The organism is Aeromonas sp. 1805 (assembly GCF_013085525.1).
Taxonomy (GTDB): Bacteria; Pseudomonadota; Gammaproteobacteria; order Enterobacterales; family Aeromonadaceae; genus Aeromonas; species Aeromonas hydrophila.
Genome location: NZ_CP038515.1, coordinates 4,588,205 through 4,613,572, shown reverse-complemented (window position 1 = coordinate 4,613,572; position 25,368 = coordinate 4,588,205). Strand labels below are relative to the sequence as shown.

The 25,368-nt window shown below is 61.8% G+C and carries 19 protein-coding genes, 1 tRNA gene and 1 pseudogene; 11 read left to right on the top strand and 10 right to left on the bottom strand.

What is annotated here, in order from left to right:
* Positions 1–261 precede the first annotated feature (261 nt).
* Positions 262–1,239, top strand: a complete 978-nt coding sequence (locus E5E96_RS21435) for an AraC family transcriptional regulator (RefSeq protein WP_162518474.1) — start codon at positions 262–264, stop codon at positions 1,237–1,239.
* A gap of 95 nt (positions 1,240–1,334) precedes the next feature.
* On the opposite strand, the gene E5E96_RS21430 is transcribed toward E5E96_RS21435, so the two are convergent.
* The 4 genes from E5E96_RS21430 to E5E96_RS21415 form a co-directional block, all read right to left on the bottom strand.
* Positions 1,335–3,716, bottom strand: coding sequence for a glycoside hydrolase family 3 protein (locus E5E96_RS21430; protein WP_043123919.1), 2,382 nt, complete (start codon positions 3,714–3,716; stop codon positions 1,335–1,337).
* Positions 3,717–4,134: 418 nt separating this feature from the next.
* Positions 4,135–4,593 carry a hypothetical protein gene (locus tag E5E96_RS21425; protein WP_011706502.1) on the bottom strand — a complete coding sequence of 153 codons (459 nt, stop codon included), beginning with the start codon at positions 4,591–4,593 and terminating at the stop codon, positions 4,135–4,137.
* A gap of 17 nt (positions 4,594–4,610) precedes the next feature.
* Positions 4,611–6,485 (bottom strand): S8 family serine peptidase, encoded by a 1,875-nt coding sequence (locus E5E96_RS21420; protein WP_171283106.1) that lies wholly within the window; start codon positions 6,483–6,485, stop codon positions 4,611–4,613.
* A gap of 416 nt (positions 6,486–6,901) precedes the next feature.
* A complete protein-coding gene (locus E5E96_RS21415; protein ID WP_171283105.1) occupies positions 6,902–7,441 on the bottom strand; it encodes an isochorismatase family protein in 540 nt (179 codons plus the stop codon).
* A 236-nt stretch (positions 7,442–7,677) separates the two neighbouring features.
* On the opposite strand from E5E96_RS21415, the gene E5E96_RS21410 reads away from it, so the two are divergent.
* The gene (locus E5E96_RS21410) at positions 7,678–8,508 is read left to right on the top strand and encodes a MetQ/NlpA family ABC transporter substrate-binding protein (protein ID WP_171283104.1); all 831 of its coding nucleotides are present in this window, start codon (positions 7,678–7,680) and stop codon (positions 8,506–8,508) included.
* Positions 8,509–8,578: 70 nt separating this feature from the next.
* On the opposite strand, the gene E5E96_RS21405 is transcribed toward E5E96_RS21410, so the two are convergent.
* Positions 8,579–9,325 carry a phosphatase PAP2 family protein gene (locus E5E96_RS21405; RefSeq protein ID WP_253264682.1) on the bottom strand — a complete coding sequence of 249 codons (747 nt, stop codon included), beginning with the start codon at positions 9,323–9,325 and terminating at the stop codon, positions 8,579–8,581.
* 322 nt (positions 9,326–9,647) lie between these two features.
* On the opposite strand from E5E96_RS21405, the gene E5E96_RS21400 reads away from it, so the two are divergent.
* The 7 genes from E5E96_RS21400 to dedD all read left to right on the top strand — a co-directional run bounded on the left by E5E96_RS21400 (position 9,648) and on the right by dedD (position 18,546).
* The gene (locus E5E96_RS21400; RefSeq protein ID WP_139748793.1) at positions 9,648–10,778 is read left to right on the top strand and encodes a 4-phosphoerythronate dehydrogenase; all 1,131 of its coding nucleotides are present in this window, start codon (positions 9,648–9,650) and stop codon (positions 10,776–10,778) included.
* A 142-nt stretch (positions 10,779–10,920) separates the two neighbouring features.
* On the top strand, positions 10,921–11,937 hold the full coding sequence (locus tag E5E96_RS21395; protein ID WP_017407978.1) for an aspartate-semialdehyde dehydrogenase: 1,017 nt from the start codon (positions 10,921–10,923) through the stop codon (positions 11,935–11,937).
* A gap of 275 nt (positions 11,938–12,212) precedes the next feature.
* On the top strand, positions 12,213–14,438 hold the full coding sequence (locus E5E96_RS21390; protein ID WP_171283103.1) for a FimV/HubP family polar landmark protein: 2,226 nt from the start codon (positions 12,213–12,215) through the stop codon (positions 14,436–14,438).
* A gap of 178 nt (positions 14,439–14,616) precedes the next feature.
* A complete protein-coding gene (truA, locus tag E5E96_RS21385; RefSeq protein WP_171283102.1) occupies positions 14,617–15,426 on the top strand; it encodes a tRNA pseudouridine(38-40) synthase TruA in 810 nt (269 codons plus the stop codon).
* 119 nt (positions 15,427–15,545) lie between these two features.
* Positions 15,546–16,409: an acetyl-CoA carboxylase, carboxyltransferase subunit beta gene (gene accD, locus E5E96_RS21380; RefSeq protein WP_011706493.1), complete on the top strand. Its 864-nt coding sequence runs from the start codon at positions 15,546–15,548 to the stop codon at positions 16,407–16,409.
* Positions 16,410–16,411: 2 nt separating this feature from the next.
* Positions 16,412–17,671 carry a bifunctional tetrahydrofolate synthase/dihydrofolate synthase gene (gene folC, locus E5E96_RS21375; RefSeq protein WP_171283101.1) on the top strand — a complete coding sequence of 420 codons (1,260 nt, stop codon included), beginning with the start codon at positions 16,412–16,414 and terminating at the stop codon, positions 17,669–17,671.
* 74 nt (positions 17,672–17,745) lie between these two features.
* The gene (gene dedD / locus E5E96_RS21370) at positions 17,746–18,546 is read left to right on the top strand and encodes a cell division protein DedD (protein ID WP_171283100.1); all 801 of its coding nucleotides are present in this window, start codon (positions 17,746–17,748) and stop codon (positions 18,544–18,546) included.
* 57 nt (positions 18,547–18,603) lie between these two features.
* Here the strand turns inward: dedD and E5E96_RS21365 are convergent, their stop codons facing one another.
* The 3 genes from E5E96_RS21365 to E5E96_RS21355 all read right to left on the bottom strand — a co-directional run bounded on the left by E5E96_RS21365 (position 18,604) and on the right by E5E96_RS21355 (position 21,942).
* On the bottom strand, positions 18,604–18,948 hold the full coding sequence (locus E5E96_RS21365; RefSeq protein WP_017407983.1) for a TusE/DsrC/DsvC family sulfur relay protein: 345 nt from the start codon (positions 18,946–18,948) through the stop codon (positions 18,604–18,606).
* A gap of 20 nt (positions 18,949–18,968) precedes the next feature.
* A complete protein-coding gene (gene yccS / locus E5E96_RS21360; protein WP_029302707.1) occupies positions 18,969–21,122 on the bottom strand; it encodes a YccS family putative transporter in 2,154 nt (717 codons plus the stop codon).
* Positions 21,123–21,285: 163 nt separating this feature from the next.
* A complete protein-coding gene (locus E5E96_RS21355; protein WP_016351136.1) occupies positions 21,286–21,942 on the bottom strand; it encodes a Bax inhibitor-1/YccA family protein in 657 nt (218 codons plus the stop codon).
* 183 nt (positions 21,943–22,125) lie between these two features.
* Between E5E96_RS21355 and E5E96_RS21350 the strand changes: the two genes are divergently transcribed.
* A tRNA-Ser gene (locus tag E5E96_RS21350) sits at positions 22,126–22,213 on the top strand.
* A gap of 206 nt (positions 22,214–22,419) precedes the next feature.
* Here the strand turns inward: E5E96_RS21350 and E5E96_RS21345 are convergent.
* Entirely contained in the window at positions 22,420–22,620 is a 201-nt protein-coding gene (locus E5E96_RS21345) for a hypothetical protein (RefSeq protein ID WP_171283099.1), read from the bottom strand.
* 464 nt (positions 22,621–23,084) lie between these two features.
* Here E5E96_RS21345 and E5E96_RS21340 point away from each other — a divergent pair.
* Positions 23,085–23,911: pseudogene (locus E5E96_RS21340) on the top strand (IS5 family transposase).
* 397 nt (positions 23,912–24,308) lie between these two features.
* Here E5E96_RS21340 and E5E96_RS21335 read toward each other — a convergent pair.
* Complete coding sequence (locus E5E96_RS21335) at positions 24,309–25,283, bottom strand: IS5 family transposase (protein WP_171283098.1); 975 nt, start codon at positions 25,281–25,283, stop codon at positions 24,309–24,311.
* Between the last annotated feature and the right edge of the window lie 85 nt (positions 25,284–25,368).

Here is a 25,368-nt window from a genome sequence, read left to right as displayed (position 1 = left end):
CGCCATTTTTCATGGCCGAACCTGACGCAACTGGTCCGATATGGTGGCCAGATGTGCCCAAAATGGCGCGCTGGCGCGTGCTTTTACACTCCGTTACATCTGCTCGCTTTGCAACCGCCCCATAATGGTCGCGCCAGCCCGCTGCACGGGGTGGCAGGCCCGCCGTCAGTGGCGGGCCGGGGGATCACGAGCAGTTTCCTGTCAGCACGGAGGCCAGGACGGCAGATGTCACAGAGCGTATCAAACCAGGTGATCAGACGAATGCTGGGAGCCTGCCAGCAGCAGGGGGGCGATCCCGATGCCATTCTGATGGCGGGCGGCCTCACGTCGTTCGACATCGAGCGAGAACAGGGCCGGCTGCCCGCCCACAGCCACTACCGGATGCTGCAACTGATGCAGCCCTATCTGGCCAGTTTTCACGAAACCATCCTCTCCTACGACATCGGCCAGCTCTACCAGCACTATCCGCCCCTCATCAGCCTGTGCCTGAACCAGCCCTCGCCGCGGGCGGCGCTCGAGGTGCTGCTGGCCTATCGCCCCATCATCGGCAGTTGTGACGAGCTGCGGGTACGGCGGGGGGCGCAGGCCAGCCAATACCTGTATGTCAATCAGGGGCCTGCCAGCCTGGGGGCGAGTCAAGCCATCCCCAACTTCATCATGCTCTACCGGATTTTGCGGGTCTATCTGGCGGATCCCCGAGTCTCGGTGGGCTTCACGGGGCGGCCGCCACCGCGCCATCAGCTACTGGATCACTTCTTCGCCACCCGCTGCCGCTGGGAGCAGGGGGAAAACACCCTGACCATCGACAACGCCCAACTCGACTGTCCCAGCCACTGCTACAACGAGCCGCTGGGTCATCTGCAACTGGCCCAGCTGGCACAGATCTGTGCCGACATCGCCGAGCGGGCCCCCTTTGCCTATCTGGTGGGGGAGCGGATCCGCCACAAGATCCGGGAAGGGGAGCTGGAGAGCGACGAGAGCCTGCTCAAGGAGGTGTGCGCGGCCATGAACGTCAGCCGCTGGACCCTGAATCGCAAATTGCAGGGGGAGGGGAGCAGTTTCTCGACCCTGCTGAGGGAAGCGAGGGTGAGCGAAGCCTGCCGCTTGCTGGGGGAGGGGGAGCAACCGCTGCAGAACATCAGCGATCGGGTCGGTTTTTCGTCCCAGAGCGCCTTCAACCGTTTCTTCAAGGCCAACACCAGGATGACGCCGCTGGCCTATCGCAACGCCCGCCAATAAGAACGGGACCGGCGCAAGGCCGGTCCCGTGGTCGGGTCATTGCTAGGCAATTGTCAGGCACGGCCGGGCTGGGTGCCCGGCCGTGCCTGCCTCTGTTAGCGGGTGATTGTGGTGACGCTGGCGGGATCCACCCCGGCCGGCAGTGCCAGTGCCCCTGGCGTGGTGTTGCTCACCACGATCTCCTTGCTCACCGTGAAGCTGACCGGCGTGCTGGCGGAGACGTCCGACGAGGGGCTGATGTAGGCGCTGTAGCGACCCGGCTCCACGATCCACTGGTTGCTGGCCTCATCGAAGCTGGCGAGGATGCTGGCCGGAATGGTGAAGCTCAGCTGTTCGCTGGCCCCCGGTGCCAGCTGCTCCGTCTTGGCAAAGGCCTTGAGCTCGATGAGCGGTTTCTTCAGCTTGACCTCGGGGGCGGTCACATAGACCTGGGCCGCCTCCTTGCCTGCCACGGCACCGGTGTTGGTGATGGTGGCGGTCAGCACCAGGTTGCCGGCGCTGCCACCCTCCAGGGTATTGCTGGCGATGGCGGGGCTGGTGTAGCTGAAGCTGGTGTAGGAGAGACCGAAGCCGAACGGGTAGGAGACCGCCTGCTCGAAGGTGCTGTAGTAGCGGTAGCCCACGTAGATCCCCTCGTTGTAGTAGAGATCGTCCGGTTCGCCGTCCCCGTCGGTGTCCTCGCCCGGGAAGGTGCCGGCGGAGGGTACGCTGGCGTAGCTGTGCGGGAAGCTCTGGGCCAGCTTGCCGCTCGGGTTGACCGCACCGGAGAGCACGTCCGCCACCGCGTGGCCGGTCTCCTGGCCAGCCATGTAGGCCAGCAGGATGCCATCCACCTTGTCGCTCCACTGGGCGGTGTCGATGACGCCGTTGACGTTGAGCACCACCACCACCTTCTTGCCCTGGGCGTGGAAGGCGCTGCTCACCGCGTCGATGAGGGCGCGCTCGTCATCACCGAGCAGATAGTCCCCCTTGCCGCTGCTGCGATCCGCCCCTTCCCCGGCCTGGCGGCCGATGCTGATGACGGCGGCTTGCTGGGTGGTGGCCGCATTGGCGATCAGGGCCGCCAGATCGCCGCTGATTGGCGCCTCGGCGCAGGTGTAGTAGCCCTTGGCGCCAAATTGCCCCTCGTGATAGACCTTGTTGTTCTCGTAAAAATCGCGGTAATAGCTTTGCAACGCCTCGTTGACCGGGAAGCGTGCCGCCAGTCCCTGCGCGATGGTGGTGGTGCTGGCGGCGTTCACATCCCCGCTGCCGGTGCCACCCTTGTAGGTGTTGATCTGGTTGATGCCAAAACTGGCCAGGGTGCTGCTTGCCGAAAGCGGCAAGGCCGCGGCGTCGTTGCGCAGCAGCACCATGCTCTCGGCGCCGGCCTGACGGGCCAGTTTGGCGTGGGCGGTCAGATCCGGGCTGTTGCTGATGGCCAGCTGGTTATAGGAGGGGCTCTTCATCACCTGGGTCAGGATGTGGATGGCGGCCTCGTTCACCTTGGCCTCGTCGAGATCGCCGTGCTCGATGGATTGCTGCAACTGCTCCTTGACGTTGCCCGGCTCGATCAAATCCTGCCCCGCCAGCACCTGCTTGTAGGCGTTGTTGGCCACGTCGCCAGCAAACCAGTCGGACATCACCAGGCCGTCGAACTTCCACTCGCCGCGCAGCAGGTCGGTCACCGCATCCCTGCGCTCGTTGACATAGGTGCCGTTGACCTTGTTGTAGGAGGTCATCACCGCCCAGGGCTGGGCCTCGTCCACCGCTATCTGGAAGCCGCGCAGGTAGATCTCGCGGAAGGTTCTCGGTTCGCCGATGTCGTTGATCTGGTTGCGGTTGGTCTCGGAGTTGTTGCCGAAGTAGTGCTTGATGGTGGTGCCTACCCCGTTGCTCTCCACCCCGTTGACCATGGCGGCGCCGATTTTGCCGGTGAGCAGGGGGTCTTCCGAGTAGTACTCGAAGTTGCGGCCATTGAGCGGGTTGCGCTGGATGTTCATGCCCGGGGCCAGCAGGATGTCGACCCCGTACTGGCGTACCTCGTCCCCCATGGCTTCGCCGACGGCCTTGACCAGCTTGACGTCCCAGCTGGAGGCGAGCAGCGAGCCGATGGGCCAGGCGGTGGCGTAGTAGCTGGCGCTGTCACCGTCGCGGTTGGCGTTGATCCGCACCCCGGCCGGCCCGTCCGCCAGTTTGAGGGCCGGAATGTCGATGCCGTCCGCGCTGCGCAGCACTCCGTTGATGTAACCCGCCACGCCGGGCACGTCCTGCTTGACGTTGATGGCGCCGTTGGCACTGCCGTAACCGGGGCCGGAGAGCAGATCCAGCTTCTCGCCGAGGGTCAGCTTGGCCACCATGGCTTCGGCCTGGCCGCGGTAATAGGCATCGTCCTTGACTAGGGGATCCGAGTCATTCTGGTTGCAACCGACCAGCAGGCCGGCCAGTGCCAGGCTGACACCCAGTGAAACCGCTTTCAATTTTGTGGTGATAGGCATGAAGACGTCCTCGTAACTGTCTGAATAAAAATAAAAAGGAGATATCGACACCGGGTGGAAGGCATCCGCCCGGGCTGGGCCGCTCTGCTGGCGGCTGCCATTGGATATCGCAAGGAAGGCCGAACGGGCCCGTGGACCGGCGTTTGGCTGCAGGCAGGTTAACAAGCCGGGCGAGGGCCGCCTTGCCCCGGGGGAGCGAGAAATGTGCCGGCGGGAGCAAGGGGGCCGAGTTGTGAGCAAGGTCGCATCGAAAGGCAGTTAAACCAAGGGTGGAAGGTGACAAGAGGAGAGAAGGGCAGGGGAGATTGGGAAAACGGGTGGCCTGATGGCCAATGAGGATGGCTGTGAGCAACACGCGAGGGGGCCGGCGGCCCCCTCGAAGATCAGCTGATATGCCCGGGCAAGGGCCCGGGACGGCTCACTTGGGCTGTTTGAGGGCCCCGGCGAGTTCAATCTGCACCTTGACCCCCTCCTGCTTGAGCGCCGTGGCGACGGCGTTCAGATCGGTGCCCGGCTTGGCTTCCAGCAGGGCGATGCCACCGCTGCTCTGCTTGAAGCGCAGGCCGTGACGGCTGGCCAGCGCGCTGGCCTGGTTGTCATCGGCTTCCACCAGCAGGGTGCCGCTGGCGGTGAGCTGCGGGCTGGCCACCCCTTGCAGCAGCACGTCGCCGCTGCGCAGGGTTTGCCGGGGCGCCTTGCCGTCTGCGCTGCGGGCGACCCGCTGCTTGCTGCCGTTGTCCGGGGTGAGGTAGGTCTGACCGTTCACCTCGATGGTGCGGTACTGCTTGCCGTCGATCACCACCGATTCATCGGCGGCGTGCACGCCGGCCGAAGCCAGGAGGCCGGCCAGGGCCAGGCCGAGTAAGCTGTGTTTCATCTTGTGACTCCTTGTGATCATGAGCGGGCGGCATCGTGGCCGATCACCCGCAGGGACCAGTTGAGCAGTTGACCCGGCTGGCTGTTGTTGCGCTCGGTCAGGGTGCTGCGGCGGTTGGTGTTGAGGTCAACCAGCGTCAGCTGGCGGCTGCTGTTGGAGACATCGGTCACCTCCAGTCGCCACTCGCCCTGGGCCGCTTCGCCATAGAACTTGTGGGAGAGCATGCGCATGTCGCGCAGCCCCTTGGTGCGCACGTAACCCAGCTGCTGCCGGTCGAGGGATTGCCCCACCAGGCTGTTGTTGGGGTTGAGCAGCACGCTGCGGGTGCCGGACGGGGAGACCAGCTCGATCAGCAGGTCGGGCAGGCGCTGATGATCCAGGCTCACGGTGACCTGGACTGCTTCCACGGTCAAGGCCTGCGCCACCTGGGTGCTGGAGCGGGTGGCACTGCTGCCCACATCCGCGATGCTCCCTTCACTGCGCGGTACCGTGACCTTCTGAGCCGGCAACTGCACCAGCGGCGGCAGCGGGGTGTGGTTGGCGGCGGCCGTCAGGGTCTTGTTCACGTCGATGAGACCAAAGCCGTAGGTGGGGCTGTACCAGAGGCCGGCGGCGTTGCGCTCCCACCCTTCCAGGCCGGTGACCTGGCGGGGTTGACCGTTGGCGGCGGTATAGCTGACCTGAACCGGCTGCTGGCCGGCATCGATGCGGGTGGCGTTGCGGGCCAGCAGATCGCGCAGATCCCGCACCGACAGATCCGGATAGGCGGACATCAGCAGCGCCATGGCGCCCGAGGTGTTGGGGGTAGCCGACGAGGTGCCGTTCATCACGCCGTTGTAGTCGCAGGTGGCATCCAGCTGCGGGTTGTTGTGCAGCCGGTTGGTGCTGGGATCGTCGGTGCGGTTGTAGCCCATGTCGCAGCCGGGCAGATCCGTGGTCACCATGGCCGGCGCATCGGTGCCGTACTCCCCGCCGGGGGCGCTCAGGAAGACGTTGCTGCCGACGCTGGAGTAGGAAGAACGCACTCCGTCGGCGTTGATGGCGCTCACCACCAGGTTCCAGAAGTTGCTGTTGGAGGGGTCTATGTTGCTGTTCTCGAACGGCAGCTTGGGCAGGGCGCCGGTGCGGCTGAACATGTAGTCGCCTGCGGCGATGCGGTTGAAGCCGTTGCCTGCCGCCTTGATGTAGGCCGCGCCCTGCGCCTGCTGGGTCTGCTGCTCGAACAGGCGATCGAGCTGAACCTGATCCAGCCCGCTGGCGCTTTGCGGATCCACCAGGCTCATGCCGTAGCTCTGGTTGAAGACCCGGTTGTCGGCGGTGGCGGTGCTGCCGCCCAGCGCATAGATCCAGTCTTTCTGCAGCTGCTTGCTGCGCTCATCCAGCAGGTTGAACCCCTGCAGCTGGACGCGGGGGGCCACCCCAAGGGTGCCGATGCCGTTGTCGACCGCCCCGATCAGGCCAGAGACCGAGGTGCCGTGAGCACTGTCCGGATCGGTCGGGGTGGGGTCGCTGCTGCCGGTGACCACGTTCTTCGAGCCGGGGCGCACATTGTCGGCCAAGTCCGGGTGGGCGATGGCCAGGCCGTCATCCACCACGGCCACGTTGATGCCCTGACCCTGCACGCCGGTACGGTGTGCCCACCAGAGGTTGAGGTCGTTGCCTGCCACGCCGCCGCGGGGGCTGAAGGCATTCTGGCCGCTGTTGAGCAGGTGCCACTGCTGATCCTGCAGCGGGTTGATGCCGGGCAGGCAGCGCGCTGCACTGCTGCGGCCGGTATCGAGGCCGGCTTCCTTGCCGGTCAATGGGGTGCAACTCTCACTCGCCTGAACTGAAGCGATGGGCAGGGCCGAGAGCAGGGCCGAGATTGCCAACGCTAACGATGTTTTTCTCATTAATAAACTCCATCTTATATCGCACCGTCCTGGGTGCGACTGGCATCTATACACGGGAAAAACAGAGTCAAAAAGCACTCGTTTTGATTCTGAGATAAGGCTCAAAAAAATCCCACAACAAATATTTTACAGACCATGTGGGGGTTCCTGTGAATCCTTTTATGTGGTGTATTGAGAACTTTTCTCAGCTGGCCGGTGTTGATATTTATCTTTGTAGATCAACCTATTAGTAACTGTTCATTAACGTTTGGTGAGGATGCCGGTGCGAAAGGGGTGTGCGGAGCGGCGTGAAATGGGAGGCGCCCCGTGCTGGCGGGGGGCCGCCGAGATCGAAAGCAGAGTGAGGGTCAGTGCAGGCAAGCCACACGGCGCCAATGGCGCCGTGTCGGATGAAGTCGCTGGTCGGCAGGGGGAGGCTATTTGATCAGCGCCAGAATGGCGCGAAACGCCGGATGGCGGCAATCGCCCAGCAGTTCGTAAAGGCACATCTCCACCGAGGTGAGTTCGGCCCCGTGCGCCGCCAGCTTGTGGATGGCGAGCTCCCGGTTGGCGGCGCTGCGCGACGACACCGCATCCACCACCAGCGACACCTGGCTGCCCGCGTCCAGCAGTCCCTGCACCGTCTGGTAGACGCAAATATGGGCCTCGATGCCGCACACCAGCCAGTGGCTGACGCCCTGGCGGGCGAGGGCGTCGGCCAGCGCCGGTTCCCCCAGGGCGCCGAAGCTGTGCTTGGGCAGCACAAGATCGCCTGCCTGGATCAACTGCAGCTCGGGCACGGTGGCCCCGAGCTTGTCCGGGTTCTGCTCCAGCCAGACAACCGGCAGGCCCAGCAGTCTGGCCCCCGCCACCAGTCTGGCGGTGTTGGCGATCAGGGCGTCGCTCCCCTCGACCAGACGGGCCAGTTTGCCCTGAATATCGACGACCAGCAGGCCGGTGTTCGTGGTGGTCAGCATGATGGGCTCCTTGCTAGGGAATGAAATGGGTAGCCGATGGTGCTCAGCCTCATTGAGTCCTTATATCAAAGGCCGTGATTTTTTATAAATAAGCTTGCCCGGTTTTGTTGCTTGGCGAAGAGAAACGGCTCTGTTATGGTGCGCTTAACTAGCCGTCTGGATGGCTAGATGGTTGTGGTGGTTCAAGCACGACTCTACCATCGCGCCAGCCGTTGAGATGTTTACAGGGAGTTTTTATGCAGCGTCGTTCCTTCTTTGCCCTTTCCGCTCTGGCCCTGCTGGCCGGTACTCTGCCATTGGCCGCGCTGGCCGCCGATCCGGCCAAACAGGAGATCGTCATCGGCACCACGGTGGGGGATTTTGCCGACATGGTGACCGACTCCATCAAGCCGCAGCTCGAAGCCAAGGGTTATCAGGTCAAACTGGTGGAGTTCACCGACTACGTGACCCCCAATATCGCGCTGGCCGACGGCTCGCTCGATGTGAACTGTTTCCAGCACAAGCCCTATCTGGAGAGCTTTGCCAAGGATCGGGGGCTGTCGCTCGCCCCCATCACCCAGGTACCGACCGGCCCCATGGGCCTCTATGCCGGCAAGCTGGGAGATCTGAAGGCGGTGAAGGAGGGGAGCACGGTGGCCATTCCGAACGACCCCACCAATCAGGCGCGGGCGCTGCTGATGCTGCAGGATCTGGGCTGGTTGACCCTGAAGGAGGGGATCAACCCGCTCAAGGCGAGCGAGTTCGACGTGGTGGAAAACCCGCACAACCTCAAGCTGGTACTGCTGGAGGCGGCCCAACTGCCCCGCTCGCGCGAAGACGTGGACTTCTCGGTCATCAACGGCAACTTTGCCGCCTCAAGCGGCATTCCCTTCAGCTCCGGGCTGTTCCTTGAGCGCAGCTACAACTTCATCAACTGGGTGGTGGTAAAAAGTGCCGATGCGGACAAGCCCTTTGCCAAAGATGTGGCAGCGGCTTACAACTCGGCCGCCTTCAAGACCTATGCCGCCAAGCGCTTCGTCGGCTACAAGTACCCAGAAGGGTGGCAGGGAGCGAGTGCCAGCAACTGAGTGGCCAGCATCACAGACTTGTAAAAAAAACGGGCACCCGCAGGTGCCCGTTTTTTGTGGCGTGCGGATGTCAGTAATGGCGCAGCCACCAGCGGGCGGCGAACAGCGCGGTGAGGCTGCCGAGCAGGGCGCTTGCCAGCACATCCAGCGGCCAGTGCATGCCGATCAGCATGCGCGAGAGGCCGACACCGATGGCCCACAGCGGCAGCAGCCAGGCGCCGGCAGGGGCGCGCGCCAGCCAGATCAGACCGAAGAACTGGGCCAGGCTCATGGCGGCGATGCTGTGGCCGGAAGGGAAGGCGTAGTTCACCTCCGCCTGCCAGTGGTTGGCGAGCCACTCGGGCAGTGCCAGCAGCTGGCTGGCGGCATGGACCTGCTCACTGCGCACCTCCACCTTGCCGGCGTAGAACTGCTGGATGGCGGGGATCAGCTGCTGGCTCTCCAGCCAGAGCAGGTAGGGGCGGGGCTCCTCGGTCAGATGCTTGATCAGGCTCTTGATGAGCCAGTCGCCGGCCAGCACGGCAAACAGGGCGCTGCCGAGGGCCAGCAGTGCGGGCAGGCTCAGCGTCAGCTTGTGTCGGGTCAGCAGCAGCAGGGCCAGGATGCTGACGCCGATGCCGGGCACATCCACCATGCGGGTGAGGGCGTAGGGCCACCAGAGCCAGTCCGAGTGCAGGGTCTGGCTCATGAACGGCTGCCAGGGCAGGCAGGCCAGCAGGAGCAGCGGCAGGATCAGGGCGGCACTGAAACACAGCACCTGGCGGCGCGGCAGGGAAGAGGCGTGAGTCGGCATAACGGGGCTCGGCAAGGTGCCCATTCATGGGCAGCAAAAAAAGAGGCGCCATTGTGCCAGCCCAGTCCGGTCGGTCAAGTCGCGCCCGCTCGCTGTAACACGGGGTTACAAATGAGTGTGGTGATGGCTGACCCGCCGAGTGCAATCCGGCTGGTGGCGAGGGGGAGCATCCGAGGTTGCTTGTACAGGCCGCGCCACTCGGTTGAGCAGAGATGAGTCAGCAGCGCGCAGGCTCCCGCCAGAAAGTCGCGGCGGCGGCCGCTCATGGATGAATAAGCATCTGAAACTTCGGTCTGTTTGGGCTAGAATGGCGCGCTTATGGCCGCTAGCGAAGTGAGAGAGCCCGATGAAGATCGTCGTTGATGAAAATATGCCCCACGCCCGTGAGCTGTTTGCCGAATTTGGCGAGGTCATCCCGTTGCCCGGCAGGCAGATGCAGGCGGCGGATCTGCAAGAGGCCGACGTGCTGCTGGTGCGCTCCGTCACCCGGGTGGACGCCGCACTGCTGGCCAGCTGCCCACGACTGAGCTTCGTCGGCACAGCCACCATCGGCACCGATCACGTGGACAAGGGGCTGCTGGCCGAGCGGGGCATTCCCTTCTTCAGCGCCCCCGGCTGCAACAAATATTCGGTCGGCGACTATGTGCTCTCCGCCCTGCTGGTGCTGGCCGAGCGCCATGAGCTCAACTTAAGCGAGATGAGCCTAGCGGTCATCGGCGCCGGCAACACCGGCGAGTGTGTGGCAGGCAAGGCCGAGGCCCTCGGCATGCGGGTGCTGCGCTGCGATCCGCCCCGTGCCCGCGCCGCCGAGGCCAACGAGGCGGCGCAGTTTGTCGACTACCAGCAGGCCCTCGGCGCCGACATCGTCAGCTTCCACGTTCCCATCACCCACCAGGGGCCGGACGCCACCTTCCACCTGCTGGATGCGGCGCAGATTGCCGCCCGGCCGGCCGGGCAGATCCTCATCAACGCCTCCCGTGGCGAGGTGTGGGACAACCGGGCCTTGCTGGCGCGCCAGCAGAGTCAGGCGCCGCTTCGGCTGGTGATGGACGTGTGGGAAGGGGAGCCGGAGCCGCTGCAGGCCCTGGTGCCCCACACTGAGCTCGCGACCCCGCACATCGCGGGTTACAGCCTGGAAGGCAAGGCCCGCGGCACCTGGATGCTCTATGAGGCACTCTGCCGCCAGCTGGGGCGCACGCCGCGCCAGGATCTGCAGAGTTTGTTGCCGACCCCCGAGGTGCGCGAGGTGACACCGGGCCAGCCGGCGGATCAGGCCTTGATCAAGCAGCTGGTCCACCTTATTTATGACGTGCGCCGCGATGACGCCCGTTTTCGCAACCGGCTCGGTGTGGCGGGCAGCTTCGATGAGCAGCGCAAACACTATCCGGAGCGGCGCGAGCTCTCTTCCTTGCAGCTGAAGGGGCCATTTGCCGGCGCTGCCCTGGCCCGGCTCGGGTTTGTCTGCCAGCCAGACTGAACACTTTACATACTTGAAGGGGCGGGAGCCTTGTCCCGCCCATACCCGGTCTGGCCCGACGCCAGACCCGCTATCAGGCAGGTCCGCCTGCCAGCGGTGATGCCAGCGCGCGTCACCGGCACCATCATAGGAGAGAACAGCAGTGAGTCAGCAATTCAACGTAGCGGTATTGGGCGCCAGCGGCGCCGTGGGCGAGGCAATGATCGAGATCCTGGAAGAGCGTGCCTTCCCGATCGCCACCCTCTATCCGCTGGCCTCCAGCCGCAGCGCCGGCGACACGGTGCGTTTTGCCGGCAAGAATGTCGAGATCCTAGATGTGGAGGAGTTTGACTGGAGCCAAGTGCAGATCGCCCTCTTCTCCGCCGGGGCCGAGGTCTCTGCCAAGTGGGCACCGATTGCCGCCGAGCACGGCTGCATCGTCATCGACAACACCTCCTGCTTCCGTTACGACGAAGACATCCCGCTGGTCATTCCGGAAGTGAACCCGGATGCGCTGGCCGATTTTCGCAACCGCAACATCATCGCCAACCCCAACTGCTCCACCATCCAGATGCTGGTGGCGCTCAAGCCGTTGCACGATGAAGTAGGTATCTCCCGCATCAACGTGGCGACCTATCAGTCCGTCTCCGGCTCCGGCAAGGAGGGGGTGAGCGAGCTGGCCGGCCAGACCGCCCATCTGCTCAACGGTCGTCCGGTGGAGCCGAGCCTCTACCCGCAGCAGATCGCCTTCAACCTGATCCCGCAGATCGACAGCTTCACCGACAACGGCTACACCCGGGAAGAGATGAAGATGGTGTGGGAGACCCAGAAGATCCTGGGGGATGCCAGCATCGCCGTGAACCCCACCTGCGTGCGGGTGCCGGTGTTCTATGGCCATGCCGAGGCGGTTCATGTCGAGCTGCATCAGCCGCTCGACGCCGAACAGGTAAAAGAGCTGCTGCGCAATGCGCCGGGCGTCACCCTGTTTGACGACGAGAACGACTATCCGACCCCGGTGCGCGACGCAACCGGCAAGGACGAGGTGCTGGTGGGCCGGGTTCGCCAGGATATTTCTCACCCCTGCGGTATAAATATGTGGATCGTGGCCGATAACGTTCGTAAGGGCGCGGCGACCAACAGCGTGCAGATTGCCGAACTGCTGGTGCGCGATTACCTCTGATCGTCGGGTCCATTTGCCTGGCGGGGAGGGAAATCCGCCAGGCTGCCAGCCTGTGTACCCATGGGGTGGATGTGACCGGGGGCGCACTCTGTAGCCCCGAGAATTTTTCGCGATATCAACTGATTAAGTTTTTTCCTACACTCAGGGGCAAGTTGGGTGCTAAATGTGTCGGACTGCTGGCTTGCAACCTGAGCCTGATTTATATTGAACCGACTGTTTTGGGGTAACTATCCAGATTTTTCAATGTGATAGGGCCGTCATACGAAGGAACGAATATGGGACATTCCCGCATAACATTGGCAACGCTACTCGCATTGGGTCTGCTGGGCACGGCCCAGGCCGAAGACTCGGCGCGGGAGCCTTTTTTTGTTGAGCTTAAAGGCCCGGACGAGCCGGCTCCGCCCGCTGTCAATTCCCAGCCGCTGGCACAACCCGTCGCCGCTCCCCGCGCCACGTCCCAACCCAGCCGAGCCACGGCCCAGCCGATCGTGCGGCAGGTCGCAAGCAATGCCGGCAGTTATGGCCCCATTCGTCCCACCGACACCCTCTGGAGCCTGGCGAGCAAGTACCGTCCCTCCAGCAGTGTCAGCGTCTACCAGACCATGGTGGCGATCTACGAAAAGAACCCCCGCAGTTTCGCCGACGGCAACATCAACCACATTCTGGTGGGCTCGCGCATCCAGCTGCCCACCACCGCCGAGGCCAGCGTCATCACCGATGCCGAGGCCCGCGCCAAATTCCGCAGTGACAACGCCAGCTGGAAAGGGCTGAGCCCGAAATACCTGGCCAGCAAGCATACCCAGCCGGCCAAGCCGGTGACCACCAAAGCGGCCCCGACCAAGGCGGCCGAGCCGGCCAAACCCGAGGTAGCCAAGGTCGCACCCGCCAAGGCGGCGCCCATTCCGGCCCCGGCACCCAAGGTGGAGACACCCCAGCCGGCACCCAAGGTGGAGACACCCCAGCCGGCCACCGAGGTGAAGGCGGTCGCCAAGGCTCCCGAGCCGGTCGCCAGCCAGGCGGCTGCCACCAGCGCCGCCACGGCCAGCGCACCGGCGCCGTTGCCGGCCGATGTCAATCAACCGGTCGGCAAGCCCTCCACCGAGATGGCGCTGGCGCTGGAAGATGCCAATGCCCAGCTCGGCCAGGTCACCGAGATGAACCACAGGCTCAAGCTGCGGCTGCAATCCCTGACCGAAGAGGTGGAAACCCTCAAGGCCCAGTTGCAGGATCAGACCGCGCTGCAAAAAGAGATTGCCGAGCTCAAGGCCAAGCCGGTTCCGCCGGTGGCACCGCCCCCCGAGCCCAAGCAGAACTGGCTGATGGACTTGCTCTCCTCGCCGCTCAACCTGGCCATGATCATCCTGTTGCCGGTGCTGCTGGTGCTGGCATTGGTGACCCTGTGGCTGCGGGCGCGGGCCCGCCGCGAGCTGGAAGAGCAGGAGAAGAGCCTGTCCGAATCCACCGCCATGGTGATGGATCAGGAGAGCAGCGAATTTGACGAGCTGATGACGGTCGGCATCACCGACGACGAGCCGGTACGACCGCGCCCGGATCTCAACACGCCGGATGGCTACATGGCGGTGGAAGAGCCTGCCGCGCCGGCCGATCTGGTATTCAGCGACGACGGCGAGATGGACCTGGCCAGCTTCGATGCCGAGCCGGCCCCGCCCGCCAAGGCCGCCATCCGGGATCCGGATCTGGTGCCCGAGCTGGATCTGGCCCATGACGAGTCCATCACCCTCGACACCGAGCCGGATCTGGACCTTGCCAGCGAATTCAATCCCAAGCCCAAGGCTGGCAACGAGATCATGAGCGAAGAGGAGCTGCAGGCAGCCCTGTTCGCCGAGCTGGACGCAGACCTGGAAGCCGATCTGGCGCTGGACGGCAGCGATGACGGTCAACCCGATGGCGACCCCATGGTCAGCGACGAGGATCTCACCTCCTTCGATTTGAGCGACTTCGAGACCGCCTTTGCCGAGCCGGGCGCCGACAAGGCGGCCAGTGGCACGGCCGACGCCAGTGCCGATGAGTTGCTGGCTGAGCTGGGGCTGGAGCCCGAGCCGACCAAGGGGAAACAGGAGGCCGCTGCAGATCTGGAGTGGGATCCCAACGAGCTGGCCCTGGCCGATTTCGAGGATGCCTTCGCCGAGGTGGAGTCCCATCCGGGCGAAGTGAAGCCACGGGAACAGGCCCAGGAGAGCGGCTATGTCGAGATCGACAAGCTGCTGGCCGAGGCGGACGCCACCACCACCGAGCAGGAACCCTATCAGGGCTTCTCGCTGGACGTGGGGCTGGATGGCTTCCCCGAGGTGCTGCCGGAGTCCACCGGGTTTGACGTGGATGCCGACGATGGCGGTGTGGGTGCCAAGCTGGATCTGGCTCGTGCCTACCTCGAGATCGACGACAAGGATAGCGCCCGCGAACTGCTGCAAGAAGCCGCGGAGCAGGGCACCGAGCATCAACGGGCCGAGGCCGAGAAGCTGCTCAAGCGCCTTGGCTAGAGAGCCAGCGCATAGTGATGAAAGCAGGGGCAGCCGATGGGCTGCCCCTTGTTTTTGGCATCGATATTTCTGGCGCCTGGTCTGGCCTGGGCGCGGCTATTTGGGATTTTTGAGGTGAGGCGCGTATAATCCGCCCCGTTTCGTTCACCGCCCTTTTCATCAGAAGACAAGTTTATCCATGCGAATTGCCCTAGGTATTGAATACGACGGCAGCCGGTATTTCGGCTGGCAGCGTCAGCGCGAAGTGATCAGCGTACAGGAGGAGCTGGAAAAGGCCCTCAGCCGGATCGCCAATCACCCCGTCTCCATCCAGTGCGCAGGACGCACCGATGCTGGTGTACACGCTACCGGCCAGGTGATCCACTTCGATACCGATGCGAATCGCGCCGAAGGGGCCTGGACCCTGGGTCTCAACTCCAACCTGCCGCCGGACATCGCCGTGCGCTGGGTCAAGCAGGTAGACGAGGGGTTTCATGCCCGTTTCAGCGCCACCGCCCGTCGCTACCGCTACGTCATCTACAACCACAACTACCGGCCGGCCATCCTCGGCAGTGGCGTCAGTCACTACCACGAAACCATCGATGCCGATCTGATGCACCAGGCGGGCCAGAGCCTGCTCGGGGAGCACGACTTCAGCACCTTCCGGGCTGTCGCCTGCCAATCCAACACCCCCTGGCGCAATGTGACGCACTTGTGTGCCAGCCGCTCCGGCCCCTATATCGTGCTCGACATCAAGGCCAACGCCTTCCTGCACCACATGGTGCGCAACATCACCGGCTCCCTGCTGCTGGTGGGGCAGGGGCTCCAGCCGGTGGAGTGGATTGCCGAGGTACTGGCCGCCCGGGATCGCAACCTGGCGGGCCCGACTGCCAAGGCGGGGGGACTCTATCTGGTGGACGTGGATTACCCGGCGGAGCTGGGGTTGCCGCGGATGCCGCTGGGCCCGTTGTGGCTGCCGGACTCGGCACCGGGTACGACCAGTTTTTAGTAACTGGCCCCGAAAATTTGTGGTTTAATGATCCGTCATTTATTGCCATCGAGCTATTAAGTCATTGAACAATCTAGGCTCGATGCGTTTTGTCAGGCACAAAAGCATTAAGGAATTCCATGAGCTGGCTTGAGAAGATCCTTCCCAAGAGCAAGATCACTACACCTCGTCGTCACAACATTCCGGAAGGGGTGTGGACCAAGTGCAGTGCTTGTGAACAGGTGCTCTACCGGGCAGAGTTGGAGCGCAATCTCGAAGTGTGCCCCAAGTGTGATCATCATATGCGCATCAGCGCCCGTGCCCGTCTCGAGAGCTTTCTCGACGAGCAGGGCCGCACCGAGATCGGTGCCGAGCTGGAGCCGCAGGATGTCTTGAAATTCAAGGATTCCAAGCGCTACAAGGATCGTTTGTCTGCCGCCCAGAAAGAGACGGGAGAAAAAGATGCGCTGGTGGTGATGAAGGGGACCCTCAAGGGGGTGCCGGTCGTCGCCTGTTCATTCGAGTTCTCCTTCATCGGTGGCTCCATGTCCTCCGTGGTCGGTGCCCGCTTCGTGCGCGCCGTCGAGGAGAGCATCAAGGAAGGTCGCGGTCTGGTCTGTTTCTCCACCTCGGGTGGAGCCCGCATGCAGGAGGCGCTGTTCTCCCTGATGCAGATGGCCAAGACCAGTGCGGCGCTGGACCGACTCTCCAAGGCCGGCCTGCCCTATATCTCCGTGCTGACCGACCCCACCATGGGTGGCGTCTCCGCCAGTCTGGCCATGCTGGGTGACATCAACGTGGGCGAGCCCAAGGCACTGATCGGCTTTGCTGGTCCGCGGGTCATCGAGCAGACCGTGCGCGAGAAGCTGCCGGAAGGCTTCCAGCGTTCCGAGTTCCTGCTGGAGAAGGGCGCCATCGACCTCATCATCGATCGCCGCGAGATGCGCAACCGTCTGGCCAGCCTGCTCGCCAAAATGCTGAATACTCACGTCATCGAAGAGTGAAGATGAGTTCCAACATGCAACAATCCCAAAGCCGGTCGCTGGTCGACTGGCTTTCTTATTTGGAGCAGATCCACCCGGTCAACATCGACATGGGGCTGGATCGGGTCGGCGCAGTGGCCCGCCGCATGGGTCTTACCCAACTGCCGTTCAAGGTGATCACGGTGGCGGGCACCAACGGCAAGGGCTCCAGCTGTGCCATGGCGGCCAGCATATTGATGGAAGCCGGCTACCAGGTCGGCGTCTACTCCTCTCCCCATCTGCTGCGCTTTACCGAGCGGGTGCGGATCAACGGGGCCGAACTGGCCGACAGCGATCACTGCATCGCCTTTGCCGAGGTGGAAGCGGCCCGCGGCGAGATTGCCCTTACCTTCTTTGAGTTCGCCACCTTGGCGGGCTTGTGGCTGTTCCGGCGCGCCGCGCCGGATGTGCTGCTGCTGGAGGTAGGGCTGGGCGGTCGGCTCGATGCCACCAATGTGGTGGAATCCGATGTCGCCATGATCACCTCCATTGCGCTCGATCACTGCGACTGGCTCGGGGATACCCGCGAGGCGGTGGCGGTGGAGAAGGCGGGGGTGTATCGCGCCGGCAAACCCGCCATCAGCGGTGAGCCCAATCCGCCCGTCACCATCGCCAGCGAGGCGGCCCGCCTCGGTGCCTGCCTGCGTCAGGTCGGCATTGATTTTCGTGGCGATGAGCACGCCACCGGTTGGGATTATCACGGCCTTCATCAGTGGCGCGACCTGCCCAAACCGGCCCTGCCGCTGATGAACGCGGTCACCGTGCTGGCGGCGCTGGAGTCACTCGGTCTGCCGCTGCCAGAAGAGGCTATTCGGCAAGGGCTGGCCAATGCCCGGCTGGCGGGGCGGATGCAGCAACTGCAAAGCGCGCCGCTGGTCATCGTCGATGTGGCCCACAACCCCCATTCGGCAGCCTATCTGGCAGCCCAGCTGCGCAAGATGCCCTGCACCGGCGTGCGCCGCGCCGTGGTCGGCATGCTCAAGGACAAGGACATGGCGGGATCGCTTGCCGAGCTTGATGGTCTTATCGGTGAATGGTATCTGGCCAGCCTGACCGGACCGCGGGCGGCGAGCGCGGCCCAGCTGGCTGCCGCCCTTGGCAGCGAGCGGGGGCCGGCCACCACCTTTGACAGCGTGGGGCAGGCCTATGCTGCCGCGTTGGCCGCATCGAGTCCTGATGATATGGTCATTGTGTTTGGTTCGTTTTACACTGTTGCCGACATTCTGGCGGGTGTCGCCGTCTAGGCCACACCCCGGCTCCCCGGCCCTCTGGCGGGGAGCCAAATCGCATATTGAGTTACGTAAAGGTAGGATTCAACTTGGCCTCTAAGTTTCAAAACCGTCTGGTGGGCACCGTCATCCTGGTGGCCCTGGTTGTCATTTTTCTGCCGGATTTGATGGACGGCCACAAGCTGGAGCAGAAGGAAGAGGCGTTTGCCAAAATCCCGCTGCGCCCGGAGCTGGAGCCCGCCAAGCCCGCCTTGCAGGTATCGGCCGCCAGCACCTTGCCGGCGGAGCACCTTGCCAGCCAGCAGCAGGCCTCTGCCGCCGAGCAGTGGCAGGTGGAAGAGGTATCTGAGCCGGTAACCCTGGGGGCCAAGCAGGGCCAGCCGCCGGTGCAGCAACCGGCCGCCAAGCCGGTGACCCAGCCCGTCACTCCGCCTGTGGTCAAGCCCCAGCCCAAGCCTGAAGTGATCGCCAAGAAACCGGTGGAGCAGCCCAAGCCCAAGGTGGTGCCGCCCAAGCCGGTCGAGGTGCAAAAACCGGTTGAGAACAAGCCGCAGGCGGGCCAGATCAAGTCGATGGACGATCTCATTGCCAGCAAGATGGGACAACCGAGCACGACGACAGCCCCGGCGCCAGCGGCTACTGCGCCGGCCCAGGGCAGCTGGATCCTGCAGCTTGGCGCCTTCAAGAACGTCGACAGCGTCAATGCGCTGGTGGGCAAGCTGCGGGCTGCGGGCTACTCGGCTCACACCTCGCCGCGCACTCCGGTCCAGGGTCAGCTCAACCGGGTCTTCATCGGGCCGGATGTCTCCAAGGCCAAGCTGCAGGGCATGCAGAGCCGTATCGGCCAGATGACCGGCTTGAGTGGTTCCGTGGTGGCTTACAACCCCTAACAGGGTCGACAAGATAAAAAAATACCGCGCTGCATCTTGGATGGGCGCGGTATTTTTTTAGATGCATTTCACCGGTTTGGGCAGGCCGCCAATCTTGGTGGCCTGCTTGGCGGGGCCTTCCGGGAACAGCTTGTAGAGGTAGCGGCTGTTGCCCTTCTCTGGGCCGTACTGCTTTTCCATAGCCTTGACCAGGGCGCGGATGGCGGGAGAGGTGTTGAACTCCAGATAGAAGGCGCGCACGAAGCGCACCACTTCCCAGTGGGGCTCCTCCAGCACGATACCTTCCTGCTCGGCCAGTACCAGTGCCAGTGCCTCGCTCCAGTCGTTGCTGTTGAGCAGATATCCCTTGGCATCGGTATCGATGAGTTGGCCGTTGAATTCCAGCTGGTGATGCTCGGACATGGTGGGCTCCTTGTGGCCTGTCAGGATTGGGCGGGCATGGTAGCGCCTTGTTCCCGGGTGAGCAACCGGCTCTCGTTGGCCAGGGTGAGCAACTCATCCGCCAGCTGGCTGATGAGGTTGAGCTGCTGGGTCAGCATCAGCTGCTCCTCGCTGCTGTCCGGGGTGATGACCGGGCACTGCCCCTCGATTTGCTCCGGCATCTCTCCCGCCAGGTGGCCAGCAGCCCGCTCCAGAGTGTGACTTAGGTGACGGCTGATCTCGTCCAGCTCGCCGATGGCCTCCAGCTTGTCGCGATGGGCCCCCAGCGCCGAGATGTAGGAGAGCAGGGCGTGGTTGCGCCAGGTGAGGGTGAAGCAGAGATCGAGGAAGCGGCGGCGCTTTTGCGGCTCCACCAGCATGCTCTGCCAGGCCATCGCCAGCTCGCTGTCCGCCAGATGGGCGCTCTTGCGCGCCACCCGGTAGTCGATGGACTCATCTCGCTGCTGCTGCAGACTGGCGAGCACCGCCGAGAGGTAGCGGGCGTTGGCCGAGAGCGAATTGGCGATCAGGGTCGGCAGCCGCTTGTATTGCCAGTCCGGCCACAGCCAGGCCACCAGGGCGTAGGAGAGCAGGCAGCCGAGGAAGGTGTCGAGCATGCGCGGCCCCAGGATCGCAAAGCCGATGCCGTCCAGCAGGTTGAACGCCATCAACACGTAGAGGGTGATGAAGCAGACCGCGGCGCTGTAGTTACTGCGCACCTGGGTGAAGAACAGGAAGGCGGCCAGCCCCATCACCACCAGCTGTACGTGCAATTCCGGGAACAGCCAGAGCACCGGGATCCCCACCAGCAGGCCGGCGAAGGTGCCGAGCATGCGCTGTACCAGCCGGCGGCGGGTGGCGCTGTAGCTCGGCTGACAGACGAACAGCACGGTCAGCAGGATCCAGTAACCCTTGTCCAGGTGGAACGCCTGCAGAATGCCATAGCCCACCACCAACCCGAGCGACAGCCGCAGGGCATGGCGAAACACCATGGAGTTGGGGGTCAGGTGCTGTTTGAGCTGGGTCAGCAGCGGCAGGCGGGCGGGCCGGGCCAGGGGCGGCAGGCTCTGCGGGGCCTGCTCGGGATTTTGCAGCTCCTCGGCGCTGGCCAACAGCTGGTTGATGCTGGCCAGGTTGCGGCGCAGAAACTTCATCGGCGTCAGCAGGGTCTTCGGGTAGTGCTGCTTGAGGTGGGTGAACTCCAGCTGATCGCCGAGGGCCTCCAGCGTCCAGTGGATGCGCTTGTTGTGGGCATAGGGTTTGTGCACCAGGATGGCGTAGCCGAGCCGCTGGCACGCCTCGGAGAGCTGCAGGAACACCTCCTGAAAGCCGTCCAGCACGATGCCCTGCTTGAGCTCGGCCTCCAGCTTGCTGTAGGGATAGTGGCTGGAGGTGGCCCGCTCGTGGATCTCCAGCGCCAGCAGGTAGAGGCGCAGCAGGCTGGCCAGCTCGGGGGAGGCCCGGTGACGGGTGCTGAGGCGGGCGTTGAGCGCCGACTTGGTGAGTGTCAGGGCGTTGACCAAGTTGATGTTGAGCTGGGCCAGGTTGTGACGAATGGCCTGGGCGCCGTGCTCGTCGGCCGGAAAGAAGCGGGATTTCTCCAGCAGATAGCGGGAGAGGGCAAAGTAGCTCTGGGCCAGCTGTTCGTGCAGGGTTTTGTAGGGCAGCAGCCAGAGCCAGACCAGCGACACCAGGCCATACCAGAGAGCCCCGGCGCCGAGGGCCAGCGGTTGATAGAAGAGATCCGGCGCCTTGGCGGCCCCCAGCATGGTGTAGATGGCAATCAGCAGGGAGCCGAAGCTGATGGTGGCGTAGCGCTGACCGAGCGCCCCCACCATCACGAAGATAAAGGTGGAACCCGCCAGCCCCAGGGCGAACAGCCAGGGAGTGGGGAAGAGGTACTGCACGCACAGGGAGGCGAACAGGAAGCAGAGCAGGGTCATGGCGAGGTTCTTGACCCGGCCCCACAGACTGTCGTCGGTCTCGGCGATGGCGCCGGCCACCACCCCGAGGGAGAGCAGCACGGTGAGCTGGATGTCGCCGGTCGCCAGGGTGAAGGCAAGCAGCCCCATGATGGCCAGCAGTACCTTGAGGGCAAAATAGATATGACTGTCAGTCAGCAAACGGCGCAACAGGCCAGAGAAATCCATGGGCATGGGAGAGCGCAACCCTTGAGCGAAACGAAAACCAGAGCATAACCGGTCAACAACGAAACGGCCCTGATTTGGATCAGGGCCACTTCGCTTCATATCCTTGATTTACAACTTATCCTGACAGAAACAGGTGCCAATAAAAACCCCGCCGAAGCGGGGTGTTTGATTAGTTGCGGTTGCCGCCAAGCAGACTCAGCAGGCTCAGGAAGATGTTGTAGATGGAGACGTACAGGGTGACGGTGGCGGAGATGTAGTTGGTCTCGCCACCGCGAACGATCTGCTGGGTGGTCAGCAGGATGGCACCGGAGGAGAACAGCATGAACATGGCGGACAGGGCCAGGCTCAGGGCGCTCATCTGCAGGAAGATGTTGGCGATCATGGCCACCAGCAGTACCCAGAAACCGACGAACAGCATGCCGCCGATGAAAGAAAGGTCACGCTTGGTGGTCAGGGCATAGGCCGACAGACCGAAGAAGGTGAGCGCGGTGCCACCGAGCGCGGTCATCACGATCTCGCCGCCGCCGTTGTTCATGTACATGTTGATGATGGGGCCGAGGCTATAGCCCAGCAGACCGGTCAGGGCGAAGGTGAACACCAGCCCCATGCCGTTTTCGCGATTCTTCTCGGTCAGGAACATCAGACCGTAGACGCCGATGAGGAAGATGGCCCAGTGCAGGGGCGGCATGTTCATCACGGTGGCTACCCCGGCCACCACGGCAGAGAAGCCAAGAGTGAGGGAGAGCAGCATATAGGTGTTGCGCAGTACCTTGTTGGTATCGCGCGCGGCACTCTGGGTGCCGGTATAGATAGAACGGGTATCCATCTTGGGTGTCCTCTTGATTTCCGGGGTGAGGCGGCAATCCGCCTCGTTAACGCATTGTATGCACTGAATGTCGGGATGACGAGCGCTGATTTCAAGCCCCACCCCAGCCTGTTGCCCCCTACTATCCCAAATCAAATATGTATTGCATATGAACAAGGGGCTGACGTAGTATGCACGCCGTTCGGAGGGGTGGCAGAGCGGCTGAATGCACCGGTCTTGAAAACCGGCGATGGGCGACCATCCGTGGGTTCAAATCCCACCTCCTCCGCCATATCTATAACCCAACTAATTGATTAAGTTGGATTTTTCATCTGCGATTTTCAGCATGCCACCAGGTATGTGATTGGATGTCGGCTGCCCTTCTCTTTGATTTCATTTCTTCGGACAAGTGTCGGTTCAACCTTTTTGGTGGGAGCCTCTTTCACAACTACTGACGAAACGTGGCTCGTTACCAATACCAGTGATGTCCTGCATGTTTCATGGTATTGCCAATTCATACTTCAGATAGACAATGTTGCCAATAATCGAGCAGTTCAGGCGAGAATCACTGGCATAAAACGTTTCTAGGCGATCTGCTTTCTGCTCCCCAATAAAGAACACGCATGCTTTATCTTTATTCCCCGCTCTTCTAGCCTGTTTGGCTTCTTCCTTTGCCGTATCTAACTCGTTAAGTAACAAGGTTTTCTTGGCTTGTGACCAAGATTTTCATTCCTGATAGTTTTCGAGGTTTTCCGGTCTTCCCATTCTCCTGCTAGAGGGATAATCAGCCGCTCCTCGTTCTGGATGAGCGGTAGCCACAACAACTCGGAATAATAGATCTTCGTGTTGGGGTACTTCTGAATTGGACTGCCTAATTTTTTGAACGCTATCAGGTAATTGTCAGTCTGAATTCCTGGGATCTCCAAAGATATGTCACGGTCATGCGGAAAGTTGATGAAAGCACGATAGATAGGACGAAGGCTTTGAGCTTTTCGTCTGGAGGTGCGTTGAGGGCTATTACCATACCCTACTGCCACGGTCGGTGTGCGTGCAGACGTTGGATCATTAACATCGTCCCCTAAATTCAGGATTCGGGACTGCCGTTGGCCGTTTATCTCTTAGCACTAAGCTGTGCTCTTAAAGTGATGAAGATATAATCTCATATCTTCTCAACCGCTTACGATCCATTCCGTGTCCGCAGTTATCAGCTGACTGATGCACAATGGGGGCTTATTGAGCCCTAGCTTTCCTTCTCGATGTCTACTCGGGCACCCTAGCTGTGAACCGGGCCAAGTGCTCGATAGGATTCTCTGGATACTTCACACCGGAGCTCCTTGGCCAGACCTCCCAATACGTTTCGTACCATAGCATTCAGTCTACAACACCTTCCGGCGTTGGCAGGATGTAGGCCGGATTGATGCCATTCTGGAAGAGCTGCAACTCAAGCTTAATGAAGGAGGGCTCATCGATTTCAACCTGTGGTGCCTGGACGGTTCCAATGCCAGAGCATCCAAAGGTGCTGCCGAGTCACGTAGAAAATATCAATTAATCAATCGCTTGGCTTTTTGTGGGGGGCAGTAAAACTGACGGTTATGGCTTACTACTGAGCTTCTGCCTGTCACCGGGGCAATCAGCGAAAATGAGCTATGCGACAAGCGCGTTGGCCATGGCGAGGATACCAAGGTCATCAGATGGCTACCGAACGCGAGACAAGGCTTATAGCAGCTGAGCTACGATGGAGAAGGATAAGGCGGCTATTCCGCATGGCAGCGACCAGCAACGGTGCCATAAGGGGCGTTCATTGGTACTGGACAAGGTGCATTACCACGGACGCAATGTCGTGGAGTTGGGCTGCGATTAGTTGAAGAAGTTTCGTCAGTTTTCAAAGAGATATGAAAAGCTAGCCAAGAGTTTTGCTGCTTTTATCAAACTGGCTTTCTGCCTTCGCTGCTTGCGCGAGTTATGTGTGAACAGAAAACCAGCATTTTGAGAACGGAGCATAGTCCAAAAAGCTGAGCCACGTGATGGCATCACCATTCCGTGGCATGGGCTTAATGGTCATGTCTTCGAAGCTGTCGTACGGGTGTGTACGTCATCCATGCCATCTCGTCACGCTTTGAGCTTGTGGAAGTCGGAGGTCTGTCAGTGGGCAGTAGAGGGGAGGCAAGCCAGTGATATCACCCAAACTCTGGGTATCACTCTTCAGATTGACACCTTCATCTGGAACGCATTGTGGAGAAACTGGGAGCTAGGGAAGGTGCGAACAAGTGGGCCGCACCTTCATTACGAACTCCTTGTCCGCATTTGAAATGCCCATCACTCCAAAAACCTGACTTTTTACCTCAAGTATCGGGCTATTAAACAACATTTAGCCTCATTTTCGAGGCTTATTTCAATTGTTGGGCACAGTTACCCCATGCCCGTATCATCTGGTCCACTCGAAACAGATTCGCCAGTTGGTTGTCGTTCTTCAGCAGTCCCTTGTACCGCGCTTTCACAAAACCGAACTGACATTTGATGAGCCGGAACGGGTGTTCCACCTTGGCGCGGATGCTGGACTTGAGCTTCTCAAAGGCAATAACTGCTTTGTTTTTATGAGGATACTTTTTGAGCTCTTTGAGCTTGCCAGGGCACATGGCAATCGCCCATTGTGCCTTTACATCCGCCAGCTCTTCACGGTTTTCTGCCCCCTGATATCCCGCATCAGCGCACACAAACTCTTCCTTGCCATGGAGCAGATGACCCACCTGATTGAGGTCGTGCTCGTTGGCTGACGCGGTCTCCAGACTGTGAGTCAGGCCACTCTTGGCATCGACGCCGATATGAGCCTTCATGCCGAAATACCACTGATTGCCTTTCTTGGTCTGGTGCATCTCGGGGTCGCGCCCTTTACGCTTGTTTTTGTTGGAGTTGGGGGCCTCGATGATGGTGGCATCGACCAGCGAGCCTTGCTTCATCATGATGCCAGCCTCACAAAGCAACTGGTTGACGGCTTCAAAGATCTGGCGGGTCAGTTGATGCAGCTCCAGCAAATAACGGAAGTTCATGATGGTAGTGCGGTCAGGGATGGCCAGGTCCAAGGAGAGTTTGGCAAACAGACGCATCGAGGCAATCTCGTAGAGAGCATCTTTCATGGCACTGTCGCTGAGGTTGTACCACTGCTGCATGCAGTGAATGCGCAGCATGATATCGAGTGGGTAGGGACGACGTCCGTTACCCGCCTTTGGATAGACGGATTCGATGACCGCCAACATCCTTGACCATGAGAGTACAGCGTCCATTCGGGCCAAGAATATCTCTTTGCGGATTTTGCGACGTTTGCCATTGAACTCGCAGTCCGCGAAGGTGAGTTGGTGACTCATGCTGTACCTCATCCCTGATGCCAAGTGGGGCTCATGATCTCACATCAGGGACTTGTTCGCACCTTCCCTAGCAGTAAGAGCCAGG

Coding starts and splice junctions, on each gene's coding strand:
- E5E96_RS21435 (WP_162518474.1), top strand. CDS start 262: ATGCTGGGAGCCTGCCAGCAGCAGGGGGGCGATCCCGATGCCATTCTG.
- E5E96_RS21430 (WP_043123919.1), bottom strand. CDS start 3,716: ATGCCTATCACCACAAAATTGAAAGCGGTTTCACTGGGTGTCAGCCTG.
- E5E96_RS21425 (WP_011706502.1), bottom strand. CDS start 4,593: ATGAAACACAGCTTACTCGGCCTGGCCCTGGCCGGCCTCCTGGCTTCG.
- E5E96_RS21420 (WP_171283106.1), bottom strand. CDS start 6,485: ATGAGAAAAACATCGTTAGCGTTGGCAATCTCGGCCCTGCTCTCGGCC.
- E5E96_RS21415 (WP_171283105.1), bottom strand. CDS start 7,441: ATGCTGACCACCACGAACACCGGCCTGCTGGTCGTCGATATTCAGGGC.
- E5E96_RS21410 (WP_171283104.1), top strand. CDS start 7,678: ATGCAGCGTCGTTCCTTCTTTGCCCTTTCCGCTCTGGCCCTGCTGGCC.
- E5E96_RS21405 (WP_253264682.1), bottom strand. CDS start 9,325: ATGGGCACCTTGCCGAGCCCCGTTATGCCGACTCACGCCTCTTCCCTG.
- E5E96_RS21400 (WP_139748793.1), top strand. CDS start 9,648: ATGAAGATCGTCGTTGATGAAAATATGCCCCACGCCCGTGAGCTGTTT.
- E5E96_RS21390 (WP_171283103.1), top strand. CDS start 12,213: ATGGGACATTCCCGCATAACATTGGCAACGCTACTCGCATTGGGTCTG.
- truA (WP_171283102.1), top strand. CDS start 14,617: ATGCGAATTGCCCTAGGTATTGAATACGACGGCAGCCGGTATTTCGGC.
- accD (WP_011706493.1), top strand. CDS start 15,546: ATGAGCTGGCTTGAGAAGATCCTTCCCAAGAGCAAGATCACTACACCT.
- folC (WP_171283101.1), top strand. CDS start 16,412: ATGAGTTCCAACATGCAACAATCCCAAAGCCGGTCGCTGGTCGACTGG.
- E5E96_RS21365 (WP_017407983.1), bottom strand. CDS start 18,948: ATGTCCGAGCATCACCAGCTGGAATTCAACGGCCAACTCATCGATACC.
- yccS (WP_029302707.1), bottom strand. CDS start 21,122: ATGCCCATGGATTTCTCTGGCCTGTTGCGCCGTTTGCTGACTGACAGT.
- E5E96_RS21355 (WP_016351136.1), bottom strand. CDS start 21,942: ATGGATACCCGTTCTATCTATACCGGCACCCAGAGTGCCGCGCGCGAT.
- E5E96_RS21335 (WP_171283098.1), bottom strand. CDS start 25,283: ATGAGTCACCAACTCACCTTCGCGGACTGCGAGTTCAATGGCAAACGT.